Annotated in this window: 26 protein-coding genes and 1 pseudogene; 17 read left to right on the top strand and 10 right to left on the bottom strand. The window is 63.5% G+C overall.

The features are described 5' to 3' along the window. Positions 1 to 237 precede the first annotated feature (237 nt). Together X741_RS160525 and X741_RS160520 are read left to right on the top strand one after the other, a co-directional pair. Positions 238 to 906 (top strand): isoprenylcysteine carboxylmethyltransferase family protein, encoded by a 669-nt coding sequence (locus tag X741_RS160525; protein ID WP_023776618.1) that lies wholly within the window; start codon positions 238 to 240, stop codon positions 904 to 906. Between the two features lie 15 nt (positions 907 to 921). Beyond that, positions 922 to 1917 (top strand): acyltransferase, encoded by a 996-nt coding sequence (locus X741_RS160520; RefSeq protein WP_051410403.1) that lies wholly within the window; start codon positions 922 to 924, stop codon positions 1915 to 1917. Between the two features lie 571 nt (positions 1918 to 2488). Here X741_RS160520 and X741_RS01000000166305 read toward each other — a convergent pair. From X741_RS01000000166305 to X741_RS160505, 4 genes are all read right to left on the bottom strand, one after another. Further along, complete coding sequence (locus X741_RS01000000166305) at positions 2489 to 2623, bottom strand: KTSC domain-containing protein (RefSeq protein WP_245272656.1); 135 nt, start codon at positions 2621 to 2623, stop codon at positions 2489 to 2491. Between the two features lie 165 nt (positions 2624 to 2788). Further along, positions 2789 to 3901 (bottom strand): mannonate dehydratase, encoded by a 1113-nt coding sequence (locus tag X741_RS160515; RefSeq protein ID WP_023776620.1) that lies wholly within the window; start codon positions 3899 to 3901, stop codon positions 2789 to 2791. A gap of 3 nt (positions 3902 to 3904) precedes the next feature. Then, entirely contained in the window at positions 3905 to 4690 is a 786-nt protein-coding gene (locus X741_RS160510; RefSeq protein WP_023767812.1) for an SDR family oxidoreductase, read from the bottom strand. Further along, positions 4683 to 5483, bottom strand: coding sequence for a FadR/GntR family transcriptional regulator (locus tag X741_RS160505; RefSeq protein WP_031249820.1), 801 nt, complete (start codon positions 5481 to 5483; stop codon positions 4683 to 4685). The genes X741_RS160510 and X741_RS160505 overlap by 8 nt, the downstream gene beginning before the upstream one ends. A 167-nt stretch (positions 5484 to 5650) precedes the next feature. Between X741_RS160505 and uxuA the strand changes: the two genes are divergently transcribed. From uxuA to X741_RS160445, 14 genes and pseudogenes are all read left to right on the top strand, one after another. Beyond that, positions 5651 to 6835 (top strand): mannonate dehydratase, encoded by a 1185-nt coding sequence (gene uxuA, locus X741_RS160500; protein ID WP_023776622.1) that lies wholly within the window; start codon positions 5651 to 5653, stop codon positions 6833 to 6835. Between the two features lie 122 nt (positions 6836 to 6957). Further along, positions 6958 to 8106, top strand: coding sequence for an extracellular solute-binding protein (locus X741_RS160495; RefSeq protein ID WP_023776623.1), 1149 nt, complete (start codon positions 6958 to 6960; stop codon positions 8104 to 8106). Continuing rightward, positions 8106 to 8954 carry an IclR family transcriptional regulator gene (locus X741_RS160490; RefSeq protein ID WP_023776624.1) on the top strand — a complete coding sequence of 283 codons (849 nt, stop codon included), beginning with the start codon at positions 8106 to 8108 and terminating at the stop codon, positions 8952 to 8954. The genes X741_RS160495 and X741_RS160490 overlap by 1 nt, the downstream gene beginning before the upstream one ends. 28 nt (positions 8955 to 8982) lie before the next feature. Then, positions 8983 to 10014: a sugar ABC transporter substrate-binding protein gene (locus X741_RS160485; RefSeq protein ID WP_013893838.1), complete on the top strand. Its 1032-nt coding sequence runs from the start codon at positions 8983 to 8985 to the stop codon at positions 10012 to 10014. Between the two features lie 67 nt (positions 10015 to 10081). Continuing rightward, a complete protein-coding gene (locus X741_RS160480; protein ID WP_023776625.1) occupies positions 10082 to 11065 on the top strand; it encodes an ABC transporter permease in 984 nt (327 codons plus the stop codon). Then, entirely contained in the window at positions 11055 to 12593 is a 1539-nt protein-coding gene (locus X741_RS160475) for a sugar ABC transporter ATP-binding protein (RefSeq protein WP_023776626.1), read from the top strand. The genes X741_RS160480 and X741_RS160475 overlap by 11 nt, the downstream gene beginning before the upstream one ends. Positions 12594 to 12647: 54 nt before the next feature. Next, a complete protein-coding gene (locus tag X741_RS160470; RefSeq protein WP_023776627.1) occupies positions 12648 to 13643 on the top strand; it encodes an ABC transporter permease in 996 nt (331 codons plus the stop codon). A gap of 1 nt (position 13644) precedes the next feature. Further along, entirely contained in the window at positions 13645 to 14430 is a 786-nt protein-coding gene (locus tag X741_RS160465) for an SDR family oxidoreductase (protein WP_023776628.1), read from the top strand. 22 nt (positions 14431 to 14452) lie between these two features. Then, positions 14453 to 14932 (top strand): annotated as a pseudogene (locus X741_RS1000000171410) (CaiB/BaiF CoA-transferase family protein); the annotation flags it as partial. 122 nt (positions 14933 to 15054) lie between these two features. Beyond that, positions 15055 to 15666: a CoA transferase gene (locus tag X741_RS1000000171415; RefSeq protein ID WP_280940328.1), complete on the top strand. Its 612-nt coding sequence runs from the start codon at positions 15055 to 15057 to the stop codon at positions 15664 to 15666. Positions 15667 to 15668: 2 nt separating this feature from the next. Beyond that, a complete protein-coding gene (locus X741_RS160460) occupies positions 15669 to 16457 on the top strand; it encodes an enoyl-CoA hydratase/isomerase family protein (protein ID WP_023776629.1) in 789 nt (262 codons plus the stop codon). Continuing rightward, positions 16454 to 17470, top strand: a complete 1017-nt coding sequence (locus X741_RS160455) for a hypothetical protein (RefSeq protein WP_023776630.1) — start codon at positions 16454 to 16456, stop codon at positions 17468 to 17470. The genes X741_RS160460 and X741_RS160455 overlap by 4 nt, the downstream gene beginning before the upstream one ends. Then, positions 17467 to 19242, top strand: a complete 1776-nt coding sequence (locus X741_RS160450; protein ID WP_023776631.1) for a CoA-transferase — start codon at positions 17467 to 17469, stop codon at positions 19240 to 19242. The genes X741_RS160455 and X741_RS160450 overlap by 4 nt, the downstream gene beginning before the upstream one ends. Positions 19243 to 19258: 16 nt before the next feature. Then, a complete protein-coding gene (locus tag X741_RS160445; protein ID WP_023776632.1) occupies positions 19259 to 20113 on the top strand; it encodes an SMP-30/gluconolactonase/LRE family protein in 855 nt (284 codons plus the stop codon). A 120-nt stretch (positions 20114 to 20233) separates the two neighbouring features. On the opposite strand, the gene X741_RS1000000171420 is transcribed toward X741_RS160445, so the two are convergent. From X741_RS1000000171420 to X741_RS160420, 6 genes are read right to left on the bottom strand one after another with little or no spacing between them, the layout of a single operon-like run. Next, a complete protein-coding gene (locus tag X741_RS1000000171420; protein ID WP_023776633.1) occupies positions 20234 to 20359 on the bottom strand; it encodes a hypothetical protein in 126 nt (41 codons plus the stop codon). Further along, positions 20341 to 20550, bottom strand: a complete 210-nt coding sequence (locus tag X741_RS160440) for a hypothetical protein (RefSeq protein ID WP_023776634.1) — start codon at positions 20548 to 20550, stop codon at positions 20341 to 20343. The genes X741_RS1000000171420 and X741_RS160440 overlap by 19 nt, the downstream gene beginning before the upstream one ends. Further along, a complete protein-coding gene (locus tag X741_RS160435; RefSeq protein ID WP_023776635.1) occupies positions 20547 to 21329 on the bottom strand; it encodes an N-formylglutamate amidohydrolase in 783 nt (260 codons plus the stop codon). Before X741_RS160435 ends, X741_RS160440 begins: the two co-directional genes overlap by 4 nt. Continuing rightward, the gene (locus tag X741_RS160430) at positions 21329 to 22651 is read right to left on the bottom strand and encodes a glutamine synthetase (protein ID WP_023776636.1); all 1323 of its coding nucleotides are present in this window, start codon (positions 22649 to 22651) and stop codon (positions 21329 to 21331) included. The genes X741_RS160435 and X741_RS160430 overlap by 1 nt, the downstream gene beginning before the upstream one ends. Then, the gene (locus tag X741_RS160425; protein ID WP_023776637.1) at positions 22648 to 23295 is read right to left on the bottom strand and encodes an isochorismatase family cysteine hydrolase; all 648 of its coding nucleotides are present in this window, start codon (positions 23293 to 23295) and stop codon (positions 22648 to 22650) included. The genes X741_RS160430 and X741_RS160425 overlap by 4 nt, the downstream gene beginning before the upstream one ends. Next, on the bottom strand, positions 23292 to 24227 hold the full coding sequence (locus tag X741_RS160420) for a MurR/RpiR family transcriptional regulator (protein ID WP_023776638.1): 936 nt from the start codon (positions 24225 to 24227) through the stop codon (positions 23292 to 23294). The genes X741_RS160425 and X741_RS160420 overlap by 4 nt, the downstream gene beginning before the upstream one ends. A gap of 403 nt (positions 24228 to 24630) precedes the next feature. Here X741_RS160420 and X741_RS160415 point away from each other — a divergent pair, with 403 nt between their 5' ends. Further along, positions 24631 to 25650 (top strand): isopenicillin N synthase family oxygenase, encoded by a 1020-nt coding sequence (locus X741_RS160415; protein ID WP_023776639.1) that lies wholly within the window; start codon positions 24631 to 24633, stop codon positions 25648 to 25650. Positions 25651 to 25891: the final 241 nt, after the last annotated feature.

Consider the following 25891-nt stretch of genomic DNA (forward strand, 5'->3'; position numbering starts at 1 on the left):
GCCAACCAAAACGCAAACATCGCGCTGTGAGGGCTGAGTGCAATCGTCGCAATGGCTGAAATCAGAATTGAGATCGGCGCCAGGACGCGAAGCAGGGTAAGAACGTTGGGCATTTGGCTAGGGTAGGTCCGATAGCTTAATCAAAAGTTTAAAGGGCGCACCGTTAACTATTTGCGAACCATATTCTTGCGGGAGCGCAGAAGAGATGCTTAGGTGATTACTTAGGTAGGGGGCGAGATGTTGAACGAAGATTTTCTTGGCCGCATTGCTATTATCTTTGCCATGATGGTCTTGGCGACGTCCAGCGCGACACCCCTGTTCCTCTATTTTCGTCAGGACACCTCGGAAATTTCGCTCGCAATCGTCACTCAAGTGGCGTCAACCGTGTTTCTGTTGCTGCAGCTTGTGATGACCATCGCCCGCCTTCCGCCGAAGGGAACCGCGCAGGGAATTGAACCGCGGGTGACCGCGGTAGCTGGAACATTCATGATCCTGCTCGCACTGAACCTGACTCCGGCATTGCCAAGCGAGGCGGCGCAAGTGGTGGCCCTCTGCTTGATCCTCATCGGTACGGCCAGTTCGATTTTTTGTCTTTATTGGCTGGGCCGTTCCTTCTCACTCATGGCGACGGCTCGTCGCCTGGTTACCACTGGCCCGTACTCGGTTGTCCGGCATCCGCTTTACATCTGCGAGGCGGTATTCGTTCTGGGGATGGTCCTTTCGCACTTTTCGATGCTGATGGTGACACTGAGCGCATTTCAATTTCTTTTGCAGTATAGGCGCGCGAGAAATGAGGAGGCTATCCTTCGGCAAACCTTCCCGGAATACGGCGACTACGCTCGGCGTGTCCCCATGCTCTTGCCGCGGTTCCTTGGTGGGGCCATACCAAGCCCTGGCGGCCAATAGTCAGGGCCTGCCCGGTTGATCTGGTCTTTGCAAGTACTTCGCTTCGTTGCCGCGCTGATGGTCGTCTATGTCCACGCAGCCCAGACTGCCGTTACGGCCACCGGATCCAATGGCCTGTTGCCTCACGATTTTCAGGTGGCCGGCTTTGCGGGCGTAGACATCTTCTTTGTCATATCGGGGGTGATTATTGCCAGGACGGCGCCTGGTCTGACCTGGCGATCTTTCGCCTGGAGACGGTTCCGGCGCATTGTTCCGCTCTACCTGCTGATCAGCATCCCCTATGCGATCGTTGCCTACAAAACAGGCTTCGGCTGGCGCGACGCGTTGGCGACACTCCTGCTGTGGCCTGCCACTGACCAAATGACCGCGCCGGCATTGCCAGCGGCCTGGACGCTGTGCTTCGAAATGCTTTTCTACGCCGCCGCGACCGTCGTTCTCATCGACCGGCGACTGCTGGTCGGACTCGTCGGTATTTTCGGCCTCGCGATGATGTTTCGCTCGGCGGGTCCGGTCCCGCAGTTTCTTGGCAACCCGCTGGTCATCGAGTTCGGCTTCGGCGTCGGTCTCGCCTACATGCCCAAGTGGAAACCGGCGGTTTGGTGCCTGCCGATCGGCGCCGTGGCGATGATAGCCACCGGCTTCATCGGGATAGCGCCGGGAGGGGGGACGATGGAGTTTCTCGCCGGCGATAACGGCTTCCAGCGCGTGCTGGTCTACGGTCTCCCGGCGGCGATGATCGTTTTCGGCACGATGCAGATCGACGCGAAACCGAGCGTCTGGACGTCCCTCGGCGATGCCTCCTATATGCTCTATCTGATCCACACTCTGCCGATAACGCTGCTTCTGATGGTGTGGACCGCTTTTCCGATTCCTCCGGACCTTGTCATCGTGATCGGCACAGCAACATCAGTTCTTTTCGCTTGGCGGATGTACATCAGGTTCGAGCTGCCGCTGCGCAAATTCCTGCGCCGGCATGATCCCCACCTGGAAACTGGCTTCCGTCCTGCGTAAAAAGGTCGATGGCTGCTGCCCGCAGGCAATCCCAGGCTCCCAGCAGCAATCCTCGACAAAATCAGCTGTGTTTATTCGCGAATAGCCCTGTATCTTTATATTCGCAAGTGCTAATACATGGGGGTTCGCGGTACCGACGACCCCCCAGTACCCCCAACCACCGCGATCGTCGAGCGTCGGCGAACCAAGCCCTCCAACCCCGGTTTGCCGACGCTCATTCGGGCTTCGGCGGCAAGAATTTTTGCCATTCCAACCGCAATCGATCGCGTCGGCGGTCGCGCTGCCGACAAAACCCCTGAGGCCTGTCGCGAGACGCGATGAAATGCGATCCGAGGGCCTTCAGGCTCCCGTCAGACGTACCCGCGCCAGGCGTTGCCGTGGTGATCAAGGTTGGAAGAAGACTCCTGGTTTTGGGTCTGTTGCTGGCGATAAGCGGCTGCCAGAGCGGTCACCGGGCGGGTCCAAGGCCCCACGTCAGCCATGCCGGCCGCACATGCACCCCGAGCGGCTTCGGGCAGATGGCGCATTGCTTCTAGCCAGAACTTCGCCAGGAAAAGTGCGTTAGCGCCCGTCACGCCACGCGACGGTAGCTGTAGCGATCCCGGATGAATGCGTTGAAGAAGCGGCCTTTCGAGTAAGCCTTCCTGAAAGCGGCATAGGTCGCCGGGGCAACGTCCAGATAGTCATAGCGATTGCCGCTCGGCACGAACTAGACGGAGAGGATCCTGGTGGCGGGATCGTATTGTGTGTTCCGGATCGCGGTCGATGGCATATCGGCACCTGACTGCCCAGCCGGATCAACCCGCCAAGCCTGGTCCGGTTCCCTGCCGCGCGGTGGCCTACATGGCGCTCATGCCGCCGCGAATGGTCATCAGGCGTGCATCCGGATGCTGGTGGATTGGGTGCGCGAAGGTCCGAGCGCCGCGGCGTTCTGGACCAGCGCGCGCATGTAGCCCAACGCAAATGCCTTTCCGGCGTGCCAGGGCGCGTCGCAGGACATTTCCGGCGTATGGTCGGGGATCATCACGCCGTCATAGTTTTCATCGCGCAGGATGCGCACGATCTCGGCCATGTCGATGTCGCCATCGTCGACGAAGGTCTCGTGATACCTGGGCACCTTGCCGCGCACGTTGCGGAAGTGGATGTAGCCGATGCGTTTGGTCCGGGCGAAGCGCCGGACGTGTTCGTAGATCTCGTCCGAGCCCGGCATTTCCTGCAGCGAGCCGAGGCAGAGTTCCAGCCCATTGGACGGCGAGTCGACGATGCCCATCAGCCGGTCGTATTTCTGCGGCCGGTTGACCAGCCGCGCGGCACCACGCAACGCCTCCGCCGGCGGATCGTCGGGATGCGCCGCCAGCATCACGCCGGCCTCCTCGGCCACCGGAACGAGTTCCTGCAGGAAGCCGCCGAGCCGCTGCCAGAGTTCCTCGCTGCTGACCGTCACAGGTTCGGCACTCGGCCGGCCGGCACGGTAGCGCATGTTCCAGACGACGCCGTCGGGCAGCGGCAGGTCGGGGTCGATGGCGGCGAGATCGAGCCCCACCGACATCGCCTCGCCGCGCGCGAACGGCCCGCGCGACCAGCCCCAGACACCGGCGATCGAAAAGTTGTAGCCGATGCAGGGAATGCCGGCGCGCCCGGCATCGCGGACAAGGCGCTTCAAGCCTTCGATCTGCCTGGTCCTGTCGGGACCGCCGAGCAGCACGTCCGACCAGAAGCGCGGCGAGAAATTCTCGATCGCGGCGATTTCCAGACCATTGTCGTGCACGATCTTCACCAGGCCGGCGAAATCCTCGTAGTTCCAAAGTTCGTCCGTGGAGCAGTCGCCCCAGCCTTCCTTCTCGCTGCCGGCGGATAGCGAGGGGTCGCGGCCGCGAAAATAGTTGGTGAGGTGGGCGACGATATGAGTGGCGCCCGCCTGACGGGCGAAGCGGAAATTGTCGGGGGTGAGCGACTCCCGGTAAAGGCCGAGACCGATCTTCATGGTCTATTTCACGCCGATACCGGCGGTCAGGCCGCCATCTATTTTGTAGTCCGCGCCGGTGCAGAAGCCGGCCTTCGCCGAACACAGGAAGGCGATGAGCTCCGCCACCTCCTCCGGTTCGCCGATACGGCCAAGCGGATGCGCCGCCCCGAAGCGCCTGTAGGCCTCTTCGACATCGGCGTCGCTGCCGCCTTCGCCACGCGCGGCCTTCTCGAGGATCGGCGTTCGGATCGAGCCGGGGCTGACCGAATTGACCCGGATGCCGGATGCCGCGTAATCGAGCGCCAACGAGCGCGTCAGCGTATGGATGGCGCCCTTGGTCGTGGCATAGGCGGCAACGTTCTGCTGGCAGGCGAAGCCCTGCACCGAAGCCACATTGACGATGGCGCCGCCGCCGCGCTTGACCATCTCCGGAATGCCGAAATGCGCAGTCAGGTAGATCGATCCGACATTGACGGTCATCGCCCTGTTCCACGTTTCCCAGTCGGTCGTGGTCGCCGTTCCATAGGGATGGACCGCCGCGGAATTGACGATGATGTCGATGCCGCCAAACCGCTCGACGCCGGCCGCGACCGCGTCGCGAACCTGGTCCGAAACCGAGACATCCACTGTCTGCACCAGCGCCTTGGCTCCGGCCTTGACGAGGCCTTCCTGCATGGCGGCATTGGCCGCCCGGTCGATGCCGCAGCCTATGATGGCGGCGCCGCCCTGCGCCAGCCGCCTTGCGGTGGCGAGTGCTATTCCAGTCGTGCCGGTGATCAGCGCGACCTTGTTCTCAAAATCAGACATGGTGCAAATCCTTGGAAGAAGGCAGATCCCTGGAAGAAGGCAGATCCCTGGAAGGAGTTGGGGTCCGTACGTTTTCGAGGTCGTCGGGAACGAAGCGCAAGCCGAAATCGAGATGCCGGCTCATCAGATAGCTATAGGCGATACGGTCTCGCGCGCGCAGCGCCGCGATGATCTCGCCATGGGCGCGGCGTGTTTCGCTGAGGATCGGCCGGATGGATTTGCCGACCGTCATGATGTGCAGGATGACCGGCGACAGGAACTGATAGGTCTGCACCAGCATGCGGTTGCCGGCGAGCTTCACCAGCGCGAGGTGGAAATCGAAATCGCGCTGCGCGGCCTCCTGCACATCCTTGCTGGCCTCTATCAGGCCGTTGATCTCGTCAAGGGCATCGATTTCGGTGGCGCTGGCATTGAGAATGGCGTGGTCGCCGATGCTCACTTCGATGATGCGGCGAAAGCCCTGGATGTCGTGAAAGGAGGTCTTGGAAATGTCCATCTGGGCGGCGAAGAAATTCTGGATCGCGACATTCTGGCGGTCGGCCAGCACCGCGCCGACACGCGGCTTGGGATCGATCAGGCCATAGGTCCGGATGGTGCGCAACGCCTCGCGTATCGTGTTGCGGCTGGCGCCGAACAGTTCGCAAAGTTCCCGCTCGGTGGGCAGCACGTCGCCGACGGACATCGAGCGATTGCGGATGAGATCGAGGATCTGCCGTACGGTCTGGTCGACGGCCGAACTGCTGACCCCGGCGTCGTCTGTCGTTCCGGCCAGGTCGGAATCACCTTGTTCCACGCGAATACCTCGTGCCATTTGTTGGACCAAGGCTACGGCGAACACGATGGGAAATCAACTGGAAGCGAGATGAAATGGCCAAAGGCGGTCTGTGGGAGCCATAGTTCTGGCTTGTTGACAGCCTTGTGGTCCAACAATATGGTTGCCGAAAATGTCGAGGAGGCTTCATGGAACAGTGTTGGCGCTGGTATGGTCCGGATGATCCGGTGACGCTTGAGCATGTCAAGCAGGCTGGAGCGACCGGCGTGGTTTCGGCGCTTCATCACATCTATGACGGCAGGGCCTGGTCTGAGGCCGAAGTGCTGGAGCGCAAGCGGATCATCGAGGCCGCCGGCCTGACATGGTCGGTCGTCGAAAGCATCCCGGTCCACAATTCCTTCAAGATCGGCGCGCCGGAACGCGAGCGCTATGCCGGCTACTATCGCGACTCGATCCGATCGCTTGCCAAGGCCGGCATCGCGACGATCTGCTACAATTTCATGCCCGTGGTCGACTGGACCCGCACGGACCTGGCCTATCGGCTGCCGACGACGGGCTATGCCCTACGTTTCGATGCGATCGATTTCGCGGCCTATGACCTGTTCGTGCTGAAGCGCAGGAATGCCGAGGCAAGCTATACGCCGGCTCGTATCGCGGCGGCCGAGACGCGGCTGAAGGAATTGACGCCTGAGAAGATCGATCAGGTCGAGCGCAACCTCATCGCCGGCCTGCCGGCGACCGAGCGCAGCTACAACCGCGACAGCTTTCGCGAGGCGCTGGCGGAATACGATGCGATCGGCCCGAAGGAACTGCGCGAAAACCTAGCCTGGTTCCTGCGCGAGATCATTCCGGTGGCTGAAGAGGAGGGGGTGCGCATGTGCATCCATCCCGACGACCCGCCGTTCTCGCTCTACGGCCTGCCGCGCATCGTTTCGACCGCCGAGGATGCGCGTTTCATCCTCAAAACAGTCGACAGCCCGGCCAATGGCCTGACGTTCTGCACCGGCTCCTACGGCACGCGCGCCGACAACGACATCGTCGCCATGGTCAAGGAATTCGCCGACCGCATCCACTTCGTCCATCTGCGCAACATCACCATCGAGGAGGATGGCTCCTTCTATGAGGCCGAGCATCTCGAGGGCGGCACCGACATGGCGCATGTCATCCTCGCTCTGATGCAGGAAGAGACGCGCCGCCGCGGGGAAGGCCGCGCCGACTGGCGGATCCCGATGCGTCCCGATCACGGTCATCTGCTTGCCGACGACATAGGCAAGAAGAAGATCAACCCCGGCTACTCGCTGATCGGCCGGCTGAAAGGGCTCGCCGAACTGCGCGGCATCATGCGCGCCGTGGAGCGGTTCGGGCTGGCATGAGGATGGTCAGCCGGCGATAGGTTCGCCGTTTGCATATGTAAAAACTATTTGTCTGGGTGAAAATACCTGCTACTACGGCGGGCCGGACACGCATGTCCGGTTCCAGGGAGGAATTGCCTGAAATGACAAGACTGCGCGGTCTTGCGTGGGATCATCGACGTTGCTGGGGTCCGCTCGACGCCAGTGTGGGGCCGTATTGCGCTGGCAATCCGGGCCTGGAAATCGAATGGGACCGCCGCAGCCTGTATGAATTCGGCGAGGGTGCGCTCGGCCCGGTGCTTGCCACTTACGATCTGGTCGTATTCGACCATCCCTTCATCGGCGACATCGCGCAGGACGAGTTGATGGTGCCGTTCGACGCCTATCTGTCGGCGGAGCAAATCCGGTTCTTCGAACGCGATTCCGTCGGTGCCTCCTGGCAATCCTACGAAAAGAACGGACGCCAGTGGGCGCTGCCCATCGATGCCGCCTGCCAGGTCGCTTCCTATCGCCCGGATCTCCTGGAGCGCTACGGGCCGGTGCCGCGCACGCATGACGACGTGGTCGAGCTTGGCCGGCAGGCGCGCAAGGATGGCAAGTGGCTGGGCCTGCCCTCGGTGCCGACGGATGCCATGTGCATGCTCCTGACGCTTGGCCATCCACGGGAGGATGCAGAGCACTTCATCGCCAGGGACATGGTCGAACAAGCCATCGGGCAACTGCGCGAGCTTGCGGCGCTGTCGCATCCGAACTCATCGAAATGGAACCCGATCCGCTGCTACGACCACATGGTCGCGCATGATGATGTGGTCTATGTGCCGTTCGCCTTCGGTTATGTGAATTACGCCGCGAAGACCGACAGGCCGTATCTGCGCTTTGCCGACGTGCCGACGCCGCGCTCCGCAGGCGCCTTGCTCGGCGGCGCCGGCATCGGCGTCAGCGCCCAGTCGAACCACAAGCAGGAAGCGATCGACTACGCGCTGTTCCTGTGCTCGCCCGAATATCAGCGGGGCGACTATGTCAGGTCAGGCGGGCAGCCGGGATCGCTGGCGGCCTGGAAGGATGCCGAGGTCAACCATCTCTCCGGCGGTTTCTTCAGTTCGACGCTGCGCACGATCGCCTCGTCCTATCTGCGCCCGACGCATCCGGGCTTCATCGCCTTCTTCCGCCAATGCGCGCCGCATGCGGCTGCCGCCATCGCCGGCGACATGACTGCGGCCGAACTCGCTGACCATCTGAACCGCCTCTACCGCGAAACCCGGCAGGGCCAGCCGCAACGGAGCGTTGCGTGATGGCCAGTGTCGCCGAGACTCCAGACGAAGCCGAAGGCGGCCGCAACGGCTACCGCGTGCCGGCCGTGGAGAAGGCGCTCGACGTCCTGGAGTTCATGGCCTCCAGCGCCGAGACGCTGACCCAGACCGAGATCGCGGCCGCCCTCGGCCGCTCCATCCACGAAATCTACCGCATCCTGCTTCTGCTGGAGAAGCGCGGCTACATCTTCCGCACGCAGTCCGATCGCTTCCGGCTGTCGCTGAAACTGTTCGAACTGGCCCACATGCATCCACCGGTAAACCGGCTGGTCGAATGCGCGCTGCCTGTGATGCGCGAACTGACCGCCAATGCCGATCAGAGCTGCCATCTCGTGGTGCGCGAGGGCCGGAGCGCGCTGGTGGTGCTGCAGATCGATTCGCCGCTGCCGATGCGTTATTCGGTTGCACTCGGGTCGCATTTCCCGATCCTCGAAACCAGTTCGGGTGCCGTGCTGCTTGCCCATTCGAACCGAGCCGAGCGCGAGCGCATCATCGAGCGCATCGTGGCCGCCGGTGAAGGGCAGGGCACACGGGCCGAGATCGAGGCTCGGCTGAACGAGGTGGCAAGGCTCGGCTACGAAATGCGCGCTTCGCTCGCGGTCGAAGCCTGCACCAACATCTCCATGCCGGTGCGAGATCATACCGGCGCCGTCATCGCTGCGCTCACCGTCCCGCTGCTGCCGCAGAAGGCGGCGCGATTCGACCGCGAAACCGTCTTCGAGCGTACCCGGGCCGCCGCCGAGAAGATATCGGCGGCACTTGGCTGGGGCGAATCCACCCCTTCGTTACGTGCCGACCCGGAACGGCGGGATTACCCGTTCAGCGACTAACAAAAGCGATAAAACCTGGGAGAAGAAAATGCACCGGTCCAAATCAATCCTGTTCGCATCCGCGGCCCTGCTGGCCCTGGGCGCCGCGGCGGCGCATGCCGAGAACATGCCCAAGCGCATCGGCTATGTCACCAACTACGCCACCCATGAGTGGTATCAGAACGTCATCAAGGGCATGAAGGCGCACGGCAAGGAACTCGGAATCGAGGTCGAGGTCCAGGACGCCAATCTCGACATATCCAAGCAGGTCGCCGCGGCCGAGGATTTTATCGCCAAGGGCGTCGACGTGCTGATCATCACCCCGGTGAATGAAGAAGGCGTGGTGCCGCTGCTGCGTCAGGCCAAAGCCGCCAACATTCCCGTGGTGCTCGAAGGCAACCCTGTCAAGGGCATGACCACGATGGTCGCCATCTGCGACTACGACACCGGCTACATGTCCGGCGTGGAGGCCGGCAAATACGCCAAGGACAAGCTCGGCGGTGTCGCCAAGGTGATGAATGTCGGCCTTCCCCTGCTTTCCGCCACGGTGCTGCGCTCGCACGGCTTCATGGACGGGCTGAAGACCATCATCCCCGACGCGGTCATGGTCCACGACCTTGATGGCGGTGGCAATCCGGACCGCGCGCTCGAAGTGTCTTCGGCGGCCCTGGCCAAGAATGCCGACATCAACATCATCTATGGCATCAACGATTCGTCCTCGCTGGGTGGCCTGCAGGCCTGGAAGGCGGCCGGCAAGTCGCAGGATGGCTTGCTGACCGTCGGTACCGGTGGCGAGGGCCTTGCCTTCATCAACGCCATGCAGAACGAGCCGTCCTACCGCATCGAGGCAGCGATGTTCCCTGAAAAGGAAGGCTTCACCGCCATCGACGCCGCTGTCAAGCTCTTCAACAACGAGGAAGTGCCGGAGCACATCGTCAGCCCGACCGCGCCGATGAACGGCGAGGACTGGAAGAAATATTACGACTATGACGGCACCACCCGCACCATCAAATGGGACGCCGTCAACGCGCTGCAGCCGCCCGCAAAATGCATGAAGACCTCGGCTGACCTGAAAAAGTAAGGCTGCCGACAGCGCCCTTCCCGCATCGCGGGAAGGGCACTTGGCAAGTGGCCGGGAATGGACTGACATGAGCGAGCTTACACACGCCTCCGCGCCGAAGCGCTTGATCGGCGGCCAGCTGCTGGGCAGCAGCCAGCTTGTGCTGGGCGTCATCCTGGCGGTGCTGTGCATCGCCATCTCGATCGCGGCGCCGCAATTCTATTCGGAGGCCAACATCATCGCCATCCTGCGCCAATGCGCGCTGGTGCTGATCGTCGCCTCGGGCATGACCATGCTCATCATCACCGCCGAGGTCGACCTCTCGGTCGGTGCTTCGCTCGCCTTCGTCGGCTGCATCGGCATGGCGGTGCTGAATTCAACCCACAGCCTCACACTCGGCATGTTGGCAGCGCTCGCCTTTGCCGGCGGCGTCGGCCTGTTCAATGGCCTGGTCGTTACCCGGCTGAGGGTCAACTCGCTGATCGCCACCATCGGCACGATGATGATGCTGCAGGGTGGCGTCTATCTGTTCACCCGCGAGGCGGTGCAGAACCACAATCAGCTCGCAAGCTTCACCGATCTCGGCGCCGGCTATGTCGGGGCGGCGCCGGTTCCCGTCATCCTGGCGGCGCTGATCTTCGTGGTCGCCTATGTGACGCTGCGCTTCACCACGCTCGGTCGCTACCTCTATGCGGTCGGCGCCAATGAAAAGGCGGTGCGCCTGTCCGGCCTGCGCTCGGAGCGCCTCAAGCTGTTCGCCTTCGTCGTCACCGGGCTCTGCGTCGGCATTGCCGGCATGATCCTGTCATCGCTGATGAATGCCGGCCAGCCGACCGCCGGCCGTGGCTTCGAATTGACCGTCATCGCCGCCGTCATTCTCGGTGGCACCAGCTTGCTCGGCGGCCGTGGATCGCTGTTCGGCACCTTGCTCGGCGTGCTGGTGCTGAAGGTGATCGACAACGGCATCATCATCCTCGGCTGGAACCAGGACCTGCAGATGGTGGTGCCGGGCGTTGTCATCATCCTCGCCACCTATCTCGATATCATCCGGAACAGAGCCAATGTCCGTTGATTTCCTGCACCCCGGCGAAGCCGCGGCCATCGACACCAACGTGCCGGCGCTGGAATTGCGCGGCATCGACAAGCGCTTCCCTGGCGTCGTGGCGCTGGACAATGTCGACTTCACGCTGGAGCCCGGCAGGATCCATGCCTTGATGGGCGAGAACGGCGCCGGCAAGTCGACGCTGATCAAGATCATGGCCGGCGTCTACGGCAAGGATGCCGGCACCATCCGCATGCGCGGACGCGAGGTCGACATCAAGTCGCCGCGCGACAGCCTGAAGGAAGGCATCAAGGTCGTCTTCCAGGAGATCGCGCTGATCTCCGAATTCACCGTCGCCGAGAACATCTTCCTCGAAGGCTATCCGACCGGCAAGATGGGCTCGATCGACTGGAAGAAGATCCGCGCCGATTCGGCGGCCCTGTTCAACCGCATCGGCTTCAATGTCGACCCAGCCGCGCGCACCGGATCGCTGCCGGTCAGCCAGCAGCAGATGGTCGAGATTGCCCGCGCGCTCGCTCATGAAGCCCGCGTCGTGGTCATGGACGAGCCGACCTCCTCGCTGACGCCAAATGAAGTCTCGCTGCTGTTCACCGTCATCCGCCGGTTGGCTGCCCTCGGCATCGCGGTGGTCTATGTCAGCCACAAGCTCGACGAGGTGTTCGAGATCGCCGACACGGTGACGGTGCTGCGCGATGGCAAACACATCTCGACCAGGCCGATCGGCGAGCACACCAATGACACGCTGATCCAGGACATGATCGGCCGGCGCATCGACAATCTGTTTCCCCGCCAGCGCGGCGCGGCGGGCAGCAAGATTGCCCTGTCCGTGGAAGGACTGAGCACGGCGAAGAAGCTGCATGACGTATCCTTCGAGGCCCGTGCCGGCGAGGTTCTTGGCTTCTTCGGATTGATGGGCGCCGGCCGCACCGAACTCGCCAAGGCGATCGTCGGTTACGACCCGATCACATCGGGGACGATCACGGTAGATGGCGGTCGCCTCGCGCCGCACGATACGCGCACCGGCGTCAGGCTCGGCNTCGGCATCGGCCTGCTCACCGAGGATCGCAAGAGCGAAGGTCTGATGGCCGAGCTGCCCGTCTACCAGAATGCCAGCCTGGCCTCGCTTGGCGCCTTCGCCCGCCTGGGGTTCGTCGACAAGGCCAGGGAGCACCAGGCGGTGCAGGATTATGTCGATCGCTTCCGTATCAAGACTCCCAGCCTGTTCCAGCAGGTGAAGAACCTGTCGGGCGGCAATCAGCAGAAGGTGCTGATCTCGCGCTGGCTGATGCGAGGCTTGAAGGTGATCGTCGTCGACGAGCCGACACGCGGCATCGATGTCGGTGCCAAGTCGGAAATCTTCGCGCTCATCGACCGGCTCGCCGGCGAAGGTTTGGCGGTGGTCATGATGACGTCCGAGATGCCGGAACTGCTCGGTCTCGCCGACCGGATCGCGGTGATGTGCGAAGGCCGCCTCACCGTGATCATGTCGCGCGAAGAGGCTACGCAGGAAAAGATCCTCAATGCGGCGATCGGGTGAGACCATGGTGGTTCGCGGCCTACCCCGTGGTCCGTACTTGAAAGGGAGCAAGCGATGAGCCTTGCAAGCACGGCCTCAGCAAAAACCCAGCCATCTGTGCTGGCGCGGCTCTTTGCCCGGCAGGAACTGGCGCTGCTGATCTGCTTCATCCTGGTGTTGGCGTTCTTTTCCTTCACGGTCGAGAATTTCTTTTCCGTGCGCAACCTGACCAACGTGCTCGGCCAGGCGTCGTTGCCGTTGATCGCCGGCATCGGCTGTGCCGTCGTCTTCATTTCCGGCGAGGTCGACATTTCGATCGGCTCGCTGCTCGCGACCATCGCGCTGCCGCTGATCATCATCATGAACGACACCAACTCGCTGCTGCTCGGCATCGGTGGCGCGCTGCTGTTCGGGCTGATCATCGGCGTGGTGAACGGCTATCTCACCGCCTATGCCGGCATCAACTCGCTGATCGTGACGCTGGGCACGATGTTCATCATGCGCGGCGGCGTCTATCTCTACACCGGCCAGCGCGCGATCCCGGACGACGCCAGTCTCGACAGCTTCATTGCGTTGTCGGATGGCCGCCTGTTCAACATTCTCCCCTATTCGGCGGTCATCGCCATCGTCCTGCTTGCAGCCTTCGCCTACATGATGCAGCACCGGCCGTTCGGACGGCAGATCTATGCCGTCGGCGGCAACCAGGAAGTGGCGCGGCTGGCGGGTTATGACGTGCGGCGTGTCAAGTTCATCTGCTTCATCATCAGCGCGCTGCTGGCGACTGTCGCCGGCATCATCCTGGCCGCGCGCGTCGGTTCGGCGCAGCACACGGCAGGGCTGAATTTCGAATTCCAGGTGGTTGCCGCGACGGTGCTCGGCGGCGTCAGCCTTGCTGGCGGCATCGGCAGCCTGACCGGCATGGCGCTCGGCGTGCTGATCCTGCAGTTCCTGTCCAACGGCCTGCGCGGGCTCGGCCTGCCGACCGAATGGCAGCTGGTCATCACCGGCATGATCATCATTGCCGCCGTCGCCTTCGACGAGGCGAAACGCCGGCGCGCGAACGGAGGCTGACATGGCTCGTCTTGAGGGGAAAACCGCAATCATTACCGGTGCCGCCGACGGCATCGGCCATGCGATCGCGCAGGCGATGGCGCGCGAAGGCGCGCATGTCTTCCTGGGCGATATCGCCGACAGTGCGGGCGAGGATTTCGCGGCCGCACTACGCGCGGCGGGCCACCGTGCCGACTATGTCCATTGCGACGTCTCGCAGGAGACCGACATATCAGGCCTTATCGACAGTGCCGTCGGCAAGACCGGGCACCTCGACATTCTGGTCAACAACGCCGCCATCGCCATTGGCGGCATGCCGGTGCACGAGATGACCGACGAGCAGTGGCACCGGCTAATCGCGGTCAACCTGACCAGCGTGTTTCGCGGCTGCAAATACGCGCTGCCGCACATGATCGCGCAGAAGTCGGGCTCGATCATCAACATGGCCTCGGCACAGGGCCATATCGGGCTCGATGGCTGGACCGCCTATGCCGGCGCCAAGGGCGCGGTGATGGCGATGACGCGGCAGATGGCGGTCGAGTTCGGGCCGATGAACGTCCGCGTCAATTCGATCTCGCCGGGCACCATCAACACGCCGATGAACGACAGGTTGATCAAGGAGATCGGCGGCAATCTGGCGAAAGCCTGGGTCAAGATGCATCCGCTCGGCCGCATCGGCGAGCCTTCCGAAGTGGCGGAGGCCGCCGTCTATCTGGCATCGGACGCCGCCGGCTTCACCACCGGCACCGACCTGCGTGTCGACGGCGGGCTGACCGCTGCCCCGCGCTACGTTCCCGAACTGCTTTGAAAACTTTGAAATGAGATCTGAAATGAACAAGGCCCTTGAAGGCGTCCGCATCCTCGATTTCAGCCATCTGCTGCAAGGACCGTTCGCCACGCAGCTGCTCGGCGACATGGGCGCCGATGTCATCAAGATCGAGCGTGCCGGCGCCGGCGACATGTTCCGCGGCATGACCTTCTTCGCCAAATGGGTGGGCGGCTCGGAGAGCCCGAATTTCCTCGCCTGGAACCGCAACAAGCGTTCGATCGCGCTCAATCTGAAGAGCCGCAAGGTGCATGCCATCCTCATGGAGATGGCCAGGAGCGCCGACGTCGTGGTGCAGAATTTCCGCCCCGGCGTGCTGGCCAAGCTCGGCTATGGCTACGATGACTTCAAGGCCGTCAATCCGCGCATCATCTACTGCTCGGGTTCGGGGTATGGCGAGGAGGGTCCCTATGTCGAGCGCCCCGGCCAGGACATGCTGATCCAGGGGCTCGCCGGGCTGATTGCCAACACCGGCCGCGGCGACCAGGCGCCGGTTCCCGCCGGTGCCGGCCTTGCCGACCAGATCGGCGCCATGAACATGGTCTACGGCANTACGGCATCCTGTCGGCGCTCTACTATCGCGAGAAGACCGGCAAGGGCCAGAAGATCGAGGTCAACCTGCTGGCCGGCCTGCTGGCACATCTCAACCAGGAATATGTCGCGGTGCTCAACCTCGGCGAGGATTTCGTGCGGCCGAAATCCGGCATCGGCCATCCCGGCATGCAAGCGCCGTTCGGCATCTACGAGACAAAGGATGGCGGCTATATTTCGATCGCCATGAGCCCGTTCAAGACGCTGTACGAGGTGCTGGAGGCGCCGCAGCTTGCCGTCTACGACGACCTGAAAACCTTGTTCGACAAGCGCGACGAAGTGTTCAACAAGGTCAATGCCGAGACCAAGAAGTTCGGCACGCAGGATCTGCTGGCACGCCTGCTCTCGGTCGACATCTGGTGCGCCGAGGTGAAGGACATCCGCCGCGCGGCCGAGGATCCGCAGGTCACGCATATGGGCATGATCACCAGCTACGATCATCCACGTGGTGGCAAGGTGCGGGTGGTGGCTCCGGCGGTCAAGATGAGCGAGACGCCGGCGACCATCGACCGCCCGGCGCCGCTGGTCGGCCAGCATGGCCGTGAGATCCTGGCCGAGTTCGGCCTGTCGAAGGACGAGATCGCCGCTCTCGAGGCATCCGGCGACATGACCGTGGATGCAGCCTGACGATGCGCGCCCACCGGACACTCACGGTCGAAATGTCGGGCCGCGTCGCGATCGTCACCTTTCGGCGGGCCGATCAGCTCAACGCCATGAACAGGCTGATGCAAGGTGAGATCACCGAGGCGTTCGAGGCGCTGTCTCAAGATGCGGGTGTCGGCGCGATCGTGGTGACCGGCGAGGGGCGCGGCTTCATGGCCGGCGCCGACATCAAGGAATATGCCGCACAGACAGGCCCTGAATTCGATACGTTCCAGACTGCCGGCACGCGCATGTACGCGGCCATCGAAGACAACCGCAAGCCGGTGATCGCGGCGGTGAACGGTTTCGCCTTGGGCGGCGGCATGGAGCTGGTGCTGTGCTGCGACATCGTCATCGCCAACCAGTTCGCCAAACTCGGCCTGCCGGAGATCAAGCTCGGGCTGATCCCCGGCGGTGGCGGCACGCAACGCAGCGTCGCCAGGCTCGGCCGCAACCGCGCCAATCTTCTGCTGATGACCGGCGTCATCGTGCCGGCCTCCGAATTCGCCGCCGCCGGCCTGGTCAACGAGATCGTCGATGTCGACCGGCTGATGCCGCGCGCACTGGAACTGGCCGAGATGATCGCCGCCGAGCCGGCAGCTGCGATCGAAGGCCTGAAGAAGCTGACGGCGCATGCCGTGTCGGGCGATCTGGCCGACGGCCTCGCCATGGAGCGCGACATATTGGGAGACCTCTACCGTAGCGAGATCGGCCAGCGGCGGGTTAGGGAGTTCGCCGAGCGGAGCACGACAAAGGCGAAGAAGGCCGGACCGTGAAGACCAACGACGCCTATCGCGGGTTGGGCTGGGCGCATGGTGCGCTGACCGTCCAGCGGCTCGGCGCGATGCTGGCGCCGGTGACCTTCGTCCTAGACAATGGCCGGCAGGTCTCGCCGATGCACATCGCACCCTGGTCGAACGAGCCAGAGGTGGAAGCGCTGCCGGGCATTCTGCGCAAATTGCGCGGCGAATGGCCTTGCGTGCCCTTCGGTTACTCGGTGCCCGCCGACGGATGGCCGGAGGACTGGGCAGGCGTGATGGGGCCGCCGGAGCGCGACGAAGAAGTCCATGGCCACAGCTCCAACCATGACTGGACATGGCGCGACAGCGACGGCGCATCCTTGTCGCTGGGGCTCGCCTATCCCGAGCGAAGTCCGGTCGAGCGCGTTGAGCGCACGATCACACCCGATCCGTCGGCGCCGGCCATCGACATTGAATTCAAGATCGTCGTTCGCCGCGCCTGCCGACTGCCGATCGGTCTTCATCCAGTGTTCCGACTACCGTCAGAGACGGGTGCCGCCACGCTGGAATTCGGCGGCTTCGATGAAGGCCGCACCTATCCACACGATGTCGAGCTCGGCGCCGCGCTGTTCGCCCGGAACAGATCCTTCACTGAGCTGGCCAGCGTACCGGCGCGAGCCGGCGGCACGACTGATGCCTCGCGGGTCCCGCTGGCCGCCGATACCGAAGAACTGCTGCAGATCGAGGGTCTCGACGACGCGGTGGCGCTTGCCAACCATGAGGACGGCTACCGGGTAAAACTCTCCTGGCAGAAAGAGCATTTCCCAAGCCTTCTGCTCTGGTATTCCAACCGCGGCCGCAAGGCTGCACCCTGGAATGGGCGTCATGTCGCCATCGGCATCGAGCCGATCTGCTCGCCCTTCGGGCTCGGTCCGGCAACCGCGTTGGCCGACAATCCGATCGCCCAGTCCGGCATTGCGACGGCGTTGGAATTCTCGCCGGAAAAACCGTTCATGACCCGCTATCGCATCGAGGCATCCGCGCTGTGACGAACCGTGCCGCAAAGTCGCTGGTCAAGCCGAACCGGCCGCGCTTCACCGATATCGAGGGGCTGGTCGCGATGGTCGGCCAAGGCGACGCGCTCGGCGTCGGCGGCCACCATTTCGCCCGGCTGCCGATTGCATTGCTGCGTGCGATAGCCGGCTCGGGCGTCAAGGAGTTGCGTTACATCTGCTGGGCAGGCGGCTTGCCGCTCGAACTGCTGCTCGAAGCGGGCGCGGTGGCTGAAATCGACCTCTGTTTTTCCAGCCTCGACATTTTCGGCCTGCCGCCAAGGTTCCGCGCCGCAGCCGAAACCGGCGCGATCCCGGTTCGTGATTGGACGGCGCTGGCCATGATCCAGGCGTTGCGGGCGGCGCAGCAGAACCTGCCATCGATGCCGTTTCAGCTTCCCGAGGGATCGGACATGCTCGCGCGGATATCGGGCGCAAGCGCTAGGCCCGATCCGATTGCAGGGACCGCTATGGGGTTCATCCCACCATTACGGCTCGATACCTTCATTGTCCACGCGCAGCGCGCGGATGAAAGCGGCAATGTGCAGATCATCGGGCCGCGCGCACTGGACTTCGCCATGGCGGGCGCGGCGCGCAAGGTGCTGGTCACCGTCGAGGAAATCGTCCCGATCGGGGCGCTGCGGAAGGACGGGCGCCAGAGCATCCTGACCCGCAACCAAGTGTCGGCCATAGCCCTGGCGCCGGGCGGTGCCTGGCCGGCCTCCTGCCTGCCATTCTACGTCACCGATTATCAGGCATTGTCGGAGGCATTCGCGGCCAGGGAAACGCCCTTGACGGACAATCTGCGCCCGCCGTCCGAAGGCGTGCCGGTATGGCTCCGAGAGACTGCGCAGGTCCGCCCTGAGACGGTCCTTGCCATGCCAGCGCTCGCGCGGAGCGAAGAGAAAGCATCCGTCGACGAGATCATCGCCGTCCGCATCGCCGCCGAACTCGACAATGAGAGCTTTACCAGCGCCGGCGCGGTGTCCCCGCTCGCCAACGTCGCCTATCGGCTGGCCAAGGCAACTCATGCGCCGGACATGATCATCGCGACGATGAGCTGCGGCCATCTCGACATCGCTCCAAGCCCGATGGTCCTGTCGCTGATCGAAAGCCTGGATTGCGAGACGGCGGTGGCGCATGCCGGCGGCGACGACACCTATTCGACCTACTATCAGGCCGGGGCCGTGACGCATGAGATCGTCGGCGCGGCACAGGTCGACCGGCGCGGCCGCGTCAATACCATCGCGCTCCGCAAACCAAGCGGCGGTCTGATCCGGCTGCCCGGACAAGGCGGGATGGCCGATGTCGCCAACATGCATCGCGACTATCTGCTCTATATCCCCCGTCATTCAGCCCAGTCGCTGGTGGATGAGGTCGAGATCGTCAGCTCCGCCCGTGGGCTGCTGACGCCGGCCGAGCGCGAGCCGATGGGCTATCGCACCGGCAAGGCGCTGGTCTTCACCGATCTCTGCATCTTCAGGCTCGACCCGACATCCAGGGAATTGACCGTCATCGAAATCATGCCTGGCGTCACGCGGCAACAGATCCGCGACGCCACCGGCTTTGCGGTGACCTTCGACGCCGATTGCCTGGAGGTTCCGCTGCCTTCCGGCGATACGCTCGCTGTTCTGCGAAACCGCATCGACCCGCTCGGTCTGCGTCGCCTGGAATTCGTCAGCGCCAAGCAGCGCGGCGCGCTGATCGCCGAGATTCTTGCCGCCGATCGCGCCATGGTCGAGCGCTGCATCGCCGCACAGGGATCATGATCGCAAGCAGGAACCCATGGCAAAGCCGTTGCTCGATATGTCCGCCGCGCGCGTCTTCTTCGACGGCATCTTCACCAATCCGCGCGTCGCGCATCCGGAAGGCGTGGCCGTCCACAGCGATGGGTCGATCTGGTGCGGCACCGAGACCGGCGACCTGCTGCGCCTGGCCGCCGACGGCGGTTCGGTCGAGCGCATGGGCGCCACGGGCGGCTTTCTGCTCGGCATTGCCTTCGACAGCGCGGGCAACTGCTTTGCTTGCGATCTCAGGCATGCCGCGATCTTTCGCTGGGATGCCGCGACCCGGCGCATGGAACGCTTCGCTTCGTCGGGCATCCGGGTACCGAATTATCCAATCGTCGACGAGGCGAAGAATTGCCTCTACGTGTCGGACAGCGTCGGCGAGGACAATCGCTCCGGCATCTTCCGCTATGACCTCGAGACAGGCGAGGGCGGCCTGTGGTGCCGGGAGGCGATGTCCTTCGCCAACGGCATGGCCATGGCGCCTGGTGGCAATGGGCTCTACGTCGTGGAAAGCGATGCGCCCTGCATCAGCCATGTGCCGATCCTCGCGGACGGCACGGCAGGGCCGCGAGAAGTTGTCGTCGAAGGCGTGAGCAATGTCCCTGATGGCGTTGCCTTCGCGCCCGACGGCTCGCTGTTCATCTCGTGCTACGAACCGAGCCGCATCTATCGCTGGCGCAAGGATAAAGGCCTCGAAGTGCTGATCGAGGATCCAGCCGCGACCACGCTGGCGCACCCCACCAACATCGCCTTCAAGGGCGACAAACTCTACACCGCAAATCTTGGCCGCTGGCACATCACCGAGATCGATCTGGCGGCGCTGCCTAAAGCAATTCCAGGAAAAGTGTGACACGGTTTTCTGTCCGGAATTGCGTAAAAACAAAAAGATAGAGCGGTTCGCCGTTTCCGTGAAACGGTGAATTGCTCTAGGTTGGACGGCGACCGTGTTTCCTCGCAGGCGCGCCGCCCGTCACCACATCATGAAGGACGCGACATCCGCATCTGACACCTTGCCGACACTCACGTCGGCGATCGCCTGGTCGACGATCGCCGCGCCCTCGGCCACTTCGTCTTCGGTCAGCGCCAGCGGCGGCATGTGATCGCGAGCAACCGCTCGGCCAGCGAGACCACTGGGCCGGCCGATCCCGACAGGTCGAGCACCGACCGGCCGCCTTCCTCGATCAGCCGGTTGCCCTGGCCACCAATCACGCTGAGCGGCGAGAACCGCAGCTTGCCGATCTGCGCGATGGTCGCGGCGTCGCGCTCGCGCAGGCTGACATTGCTCAAGGGATGGCCTTCGTCTGTGCGGGCAGCGCCGCCGCCAGCCGATCAGCCCATTCTTCGATGCCGGACCTTGTCGACAAAAGATCCTGCCGGATTTCGACGAGGACTGCGGGGATGCCGCGGTCGTCACCGTGGACGGGCACGGCGTAATCGGCGTCGCGGCTGATCACATAAGGCACGTTGGCCGCGACGTTGAGTGCCGCGTCGGCACGCAGGGCTGTAAGGATTGTTTCGGCGAGATCGACTCCGTTCGCGTGCAGTACGCCCGCATGCCAAGGCCTGGCGACACCGAGGAACACCGGCGTGAAGGAGTGGATCGTCACGATCCGCGTCGGCCGGCCTTCGGCTACCCGGCGGTCGAGATGGGCCGCCACCCGCTCATGGAACGGCGAAAACATGATTTTGGCGCGCCGGTCCCGTTCCGCCTTGTCGAGGCCGACATTGCCGGGAATGCCGGTGTCCTCCGACACCGCCGGAATGCTGCCTGGCGTGCCCAGCGGCCGGTTGAGGTCGATCAGCAGCCGCGAATAGCCGCTGAGGAAGGCCGGCGCATCGAGCCGTGCCGACAACAGGCGCGTCACCTCCGCGGCGCCGATATCCCAGGCGATGTGGCGCCGCAGATGGCCGGCATCGAGCCCGAGCTGGCGATATTCCGCCGGCATGTGATTGGAAGCGTGCTCGCACAACAGGACGATGTCCGAGAGGCCGCGCTCGTTGAGAACCTCGACGGCGTCGGGCCAGTCTTTTCGAGGAAGCAGGTCTTTTTCAGTCCGCGCAGTCATCAATAAAGCGTCCGGTAGAGATCGCAGACGGCAACCGGATCGAGGCCGGCCAGGCGCTCGGCCTCGTGCCGCTTGAGTCCGACGAAGGTTTCGATAAAGACCGGAGCGAACCATCCCGTCACGGTGCTGTCGGCGAGGAGCGCGTCCAGCGCCGCCGGCAGCGTTTCAGGCAGCCGTACCAGGCCGAGCCTTGTCCGTTCCGCATCGCTCATCAGCGTCGGGTCACCGGTGACCAGCGGCGGCGACGGCAGATCCGCCTTCAAGCCTTCCAGTCCGGCGCGGACGATCGCGGCCAGCGACAAATAGGGATTGCCGGTGGCGTCGGCTGCCCGATACTCGATGTTGTACTGCCGCGCTGGATCGCGCCCGCCGATCGTCACCGTCGGACAGATGCGCAGCGATGCCTCGCGGTCGCGGTCGGCGAGCCAGGTGTAGGACGAACTCCAACTGTGCGGCTTCAGCCGGTAGAAGGACGAGACGCTCGATGCCGTCATGGCGGTCATCCCAGGCAGATGACGCAGCACGCCCGCGCAGAAGGCGCCGGCTCTGGCGGAAAGGCCACCGGGCTGTGCCGCATCGTAGGTTGCCGGCTTGCCGGCCTCGTCGACAAAGCTGAAATGGATGTGCACGCCATTGCCGACGGCATCCGGGGCGGTCTTGGGCGCGAAACTCGCGCGCCAGCCGGCATTGCGCGCCACTTCGCGCGTGATCTCGCGGATAGCGACGGCGCGGTCGGCCGCGATCAGCGCATCGGCGGGCTCATGCGTCACTTCGAACTGCTCCGCGCCGAATTCGGCAATGACCACTTCGGGTCCGACGCCTGCCTCTTCCAGTGCCGCCATCAGATTGGGGGCGAAGGGATCCGTCCGCCTGAGCGCGGCGAAGGACATCGAATGCGCCGGCGCGAAGCCGCCGTCGGCAATGTGGAATTCATGCTCGAAAGCGGCGATGACGGAGAGCCCGGTCGCCGCCTTCAGCGCCGCCAGCGCATCCCTGAGCATGGTTCGCGTGCAACCGAGCCAGGGGCTGCCGTCGAGCTCGACAATGTCGCCGACCACCATGTCGAACGATGTTGCCGATCCGGTCCGTGCGGTGCGAAAGCGCGTCTTGAGATCGGGGACCAGCCGTAGGTCGCCCGACGATCCCCAGGGGTTGGGATCGACGATCGAGTTGAACGGCGTCAGCGACAGATTGGCCTGCAGCCAGCCGACGCCGGTCGTCGCGGTCTTCTGCAACTTGCTTTCGACAACGAAGCGGCCCCGCGTGACGGCGGAGAGATCGGTGGTGACGACGGCAACGAGCGGCTCGACGGTCGATGTCATGCTGTTTTTCCCAAGGCATTGAAACGGGCGACGACGCTGTCGGTATCGGTGACCCAGCAATATCCGCCGAAGGCCTTGAGCGCGAGGTCGTGGCGCTCCTGGGTGATGGTGGCGCAGGCATCCGCTACGCAGGTGACGAGGTAACCACGGTCGGCTCCGTCGCGCACCGCCATGTCGACGCACTGGTCGGTGAGCACGCCGACCACGACGAGATAACGGATACCGAGGTTCTTCAGGAGATAGTCGACATTGGTCGAGTTGAAGATGCCGGAAGAGGTCTTCGGCAGCATGATCTCGTCGCCGACCGGCGCCAGCGAGGCGACCGGCAGGCCCTCGGCAAGGCTCGGCGCGACATGGATCGGCGTCAGCTTGTGGTCGAGCGAGCGGTCGCGGCCGTCTTCGGTCAGGCTCTGGATGATGGTGTGCAGCACCTCGACGCCATTGGCCCGCGCCGCCGCCAGCAGTCGTTCCTGGTTGGGGATCGTCCGCGAGGATGTCTGCCGGTAGAAATAGTGGTCGGGGCCGCGCTCCGGATGCGAGGGATCGGCACCCGGTTCCAGCCAGATGCGCTGCATGTCGACGAGCAGCAGCGCTGTCTCGCCGGGACGGAAGGCTTCGTCTCGCCTGGGTAAGGTTTCGGTCATGCTTTGTCGTCCCGCTTTACTGATTTGGGTCCAGGTGTCCTGCGTGGTCCAGGTTGGCCTGCGCCATTCTCGTCCGGGCCGCTGTCGAGCGTGACCGCGTCGGCGTGTCGTACTTTCTCGATCCTCTCGATGCGAGCCCGGGCGTCATCGCCCAGCGTCGAAACGATGTGGGCGGTAAGCGCTTCCATCTGTGCGGTCGCCGGCGCCAGCGTGTCGTAGGGCGAGGCGACTTCGAGCGGGCTGACGATCGTGACTTCGGCAAGATTTGATATCGGCGACAGCCATTGGTCGGTGAAAAGCAGGATGCGCACATCGAGCGCCGCCGCCTGGCTTGCATAAGCCATCACGTCGAGCTGATAACGGCGATAGTCGAAGACGACGAGCACGTCGCGGCGGCCGAGATCGGCCAGCGTGTCGAATGTCTGCGGAGAGAGCACGCCCAGATCGCGGACCCCGGACCGGAACTGCGCGAGATATCCTGCGAGCATGCCGGCGATGTGCCGGCTGAAACGGCCGCCAACCAGGACGATCTCGCCCTTGGCCTCCATCAAAAGGCGCGCGGCCCGCTCGTAGGTCTGCACCGGGGTCGCGGCGGTGGCCTTCTGCAGAGCCGCGGTGACAGAATCGAGATAGGCGAGCACGGCGCTGTCGCTGGAGCCGCTTTGCCGCTTTGCCTCCATCATCAACAGCGGCGAATGCAGCCTTGCCTCGACCTCGGCCAGCAGCTTTGCCTGGAAATCCGGAAACCCGTCATAGCCGAGCTTGACGACCAGCCTGACCACGGTCGGATCGCTGACGCCGGCGCGCCGGGCGAGCGAGGAAGCGGTGCCGAGGCCGGAGGTCGGATAGTCCGTCAACAGCAGCCGGACGATCTTCTCTTCCGACGGCGTCAGCGCCAGATCCCCGCGCATCAGAACATCGCGTATCGCCATTGGCCTCCCCGAAATCCGTGTTCTCTTGTTTTGTCGAGCTTATTACAGAGACTTAAAACTCGGTCAAGAATGAAGAGATATCGACATTGCGCGATCGCTGGCCTTACCTTGTCGGAAAGCAGCCAAGAGACTGTGGGGAACAGCCATGCGGCCCGGCGGAGTTGAGGGCGCCCCCACCTGTCCGGTTGCCATCATCATCTGCTTGCCCGTGCTAATGGAAAAATTGTTCCGTCGTGGCCGCGACGAGGGCCGATCGTTCCTTTCCGGGCAGTAGGAAGTCGATGAAACTTGCAAGCATTGATGGCGACTCCGATCGCGGAAAAATGCCTGCATGTTCAATTGGCTGGGTTTTCCAAGTGGAGGTTCATGCCACGTCCCGAAAGACTAGGGGAAGGAGCCTGATATGCCAAGAATAGTGCCTGTGCTCGATCTGAGCCGTCCGGAGCAAGGCGCGTCGGAGCGCCGGACATTTCTGGCGGACTTGCGTTCCGCTTCGCGCGACATCGGCTTTTTCTATCTGGCCAGACATGGCATCTCCTGGGCAGAGATCAGCGAGGTACTCACCGCATCGCGCCATTTCTTTGCCTTGCCGGAGGCCGACAAGCTTGCAATCGAGATGGTCAGATCCGCGCAGTTCCGCGGCTACACGCGCGCAGGTGGCGAACTGACCAGAGGCAAGGAGGACTGGCGCGAACAACTCGACATCGGCGTCGAACGCCAGCCCGTGGTGCAAGGCCCTGGGGTTCCCGCCTGGACGCGGCTGCAAGGCCCGAACCAGTGGCCCGTGGCGCTGCCGGAGCTCAAACCGGCGCTGCTTGCCTGGCAGGGCAAGGCGACGGCGGTGGCGATCCGATTGCTGAAGGCCTTCGCACTGTCGCTCGATCAGCCCGAGGACGTCTTCGACCCGATCCATGGCGGGGAGCCCAATCACCGCATGAAGATCGTGCGCTACCCTGGCCGCGATGCAACCGCCGGCGACCAGGGCGTTGGCGCGCACAAGGATGGCGGCTTCCTGACGCTGCTGCTCCAGGACGATAGCAAAGGGCTGCAGGTCGACTATGATGGAAGCTGGGTGGATGTGGACCCCATTCCCGGAACGCTCGTCGTCAACATCGGCGAACTGCTCGAACTGGCCTCGAACGGCTATTTGCGCGCGACGGTGCATCGCGTGGTGACGCCGCCCGCCGGGGTCGAGCGCATTTCGGTGCCGTTCTTCTTCAGCGCCAGGCTCGATGCGACGATACCGCTGCTTGGTCTTTCCGAGGAACTGGCGGCGCAGGCACGCGAGCCGGCCAGCGATCCGGACAATCCGCTGTTTCGCGATGTCGGAACCAATGTGCTGAAAAGCCGGCTGCGTTCGCATCCCGACGTCGCGCGGCGCCACTATGCGGACCTGCTGGAACCGGAAGTCCGGGCCGGCTGAGCTTCACAGGCTCGAAAGGACAGGATTTTCGCAACTCATGCCGATCTTTAGAAAATTATTCGTCGTATCTGGCCGGAAATCGGCTCAAAAGGTAAAAATCCGTTCAGCGTTTTCCTCCCATTTCGTTGAACGGTGTTCCCCTCTGAAGGTTTTGACCTTCTTTTTGGCCGGGCCGCTTTCGCGCCCGGCCATTTTTCTTCCTGACATGCGCGTTGCCAGGGCCGCGCCGATCCGGCAGGTT

This window comes from Mesorhizobium sp. LNHC221B00 (assembly GCF_000502935.1).
In the GTDB taxonomy this organism is placed as follows: Bacteria; Pseudomonadota; Alphaproteobacteria; order Rhizobiales; family Rhizobiaceae; genus Mesorhizobium; species Mesorhizobium opportunistum.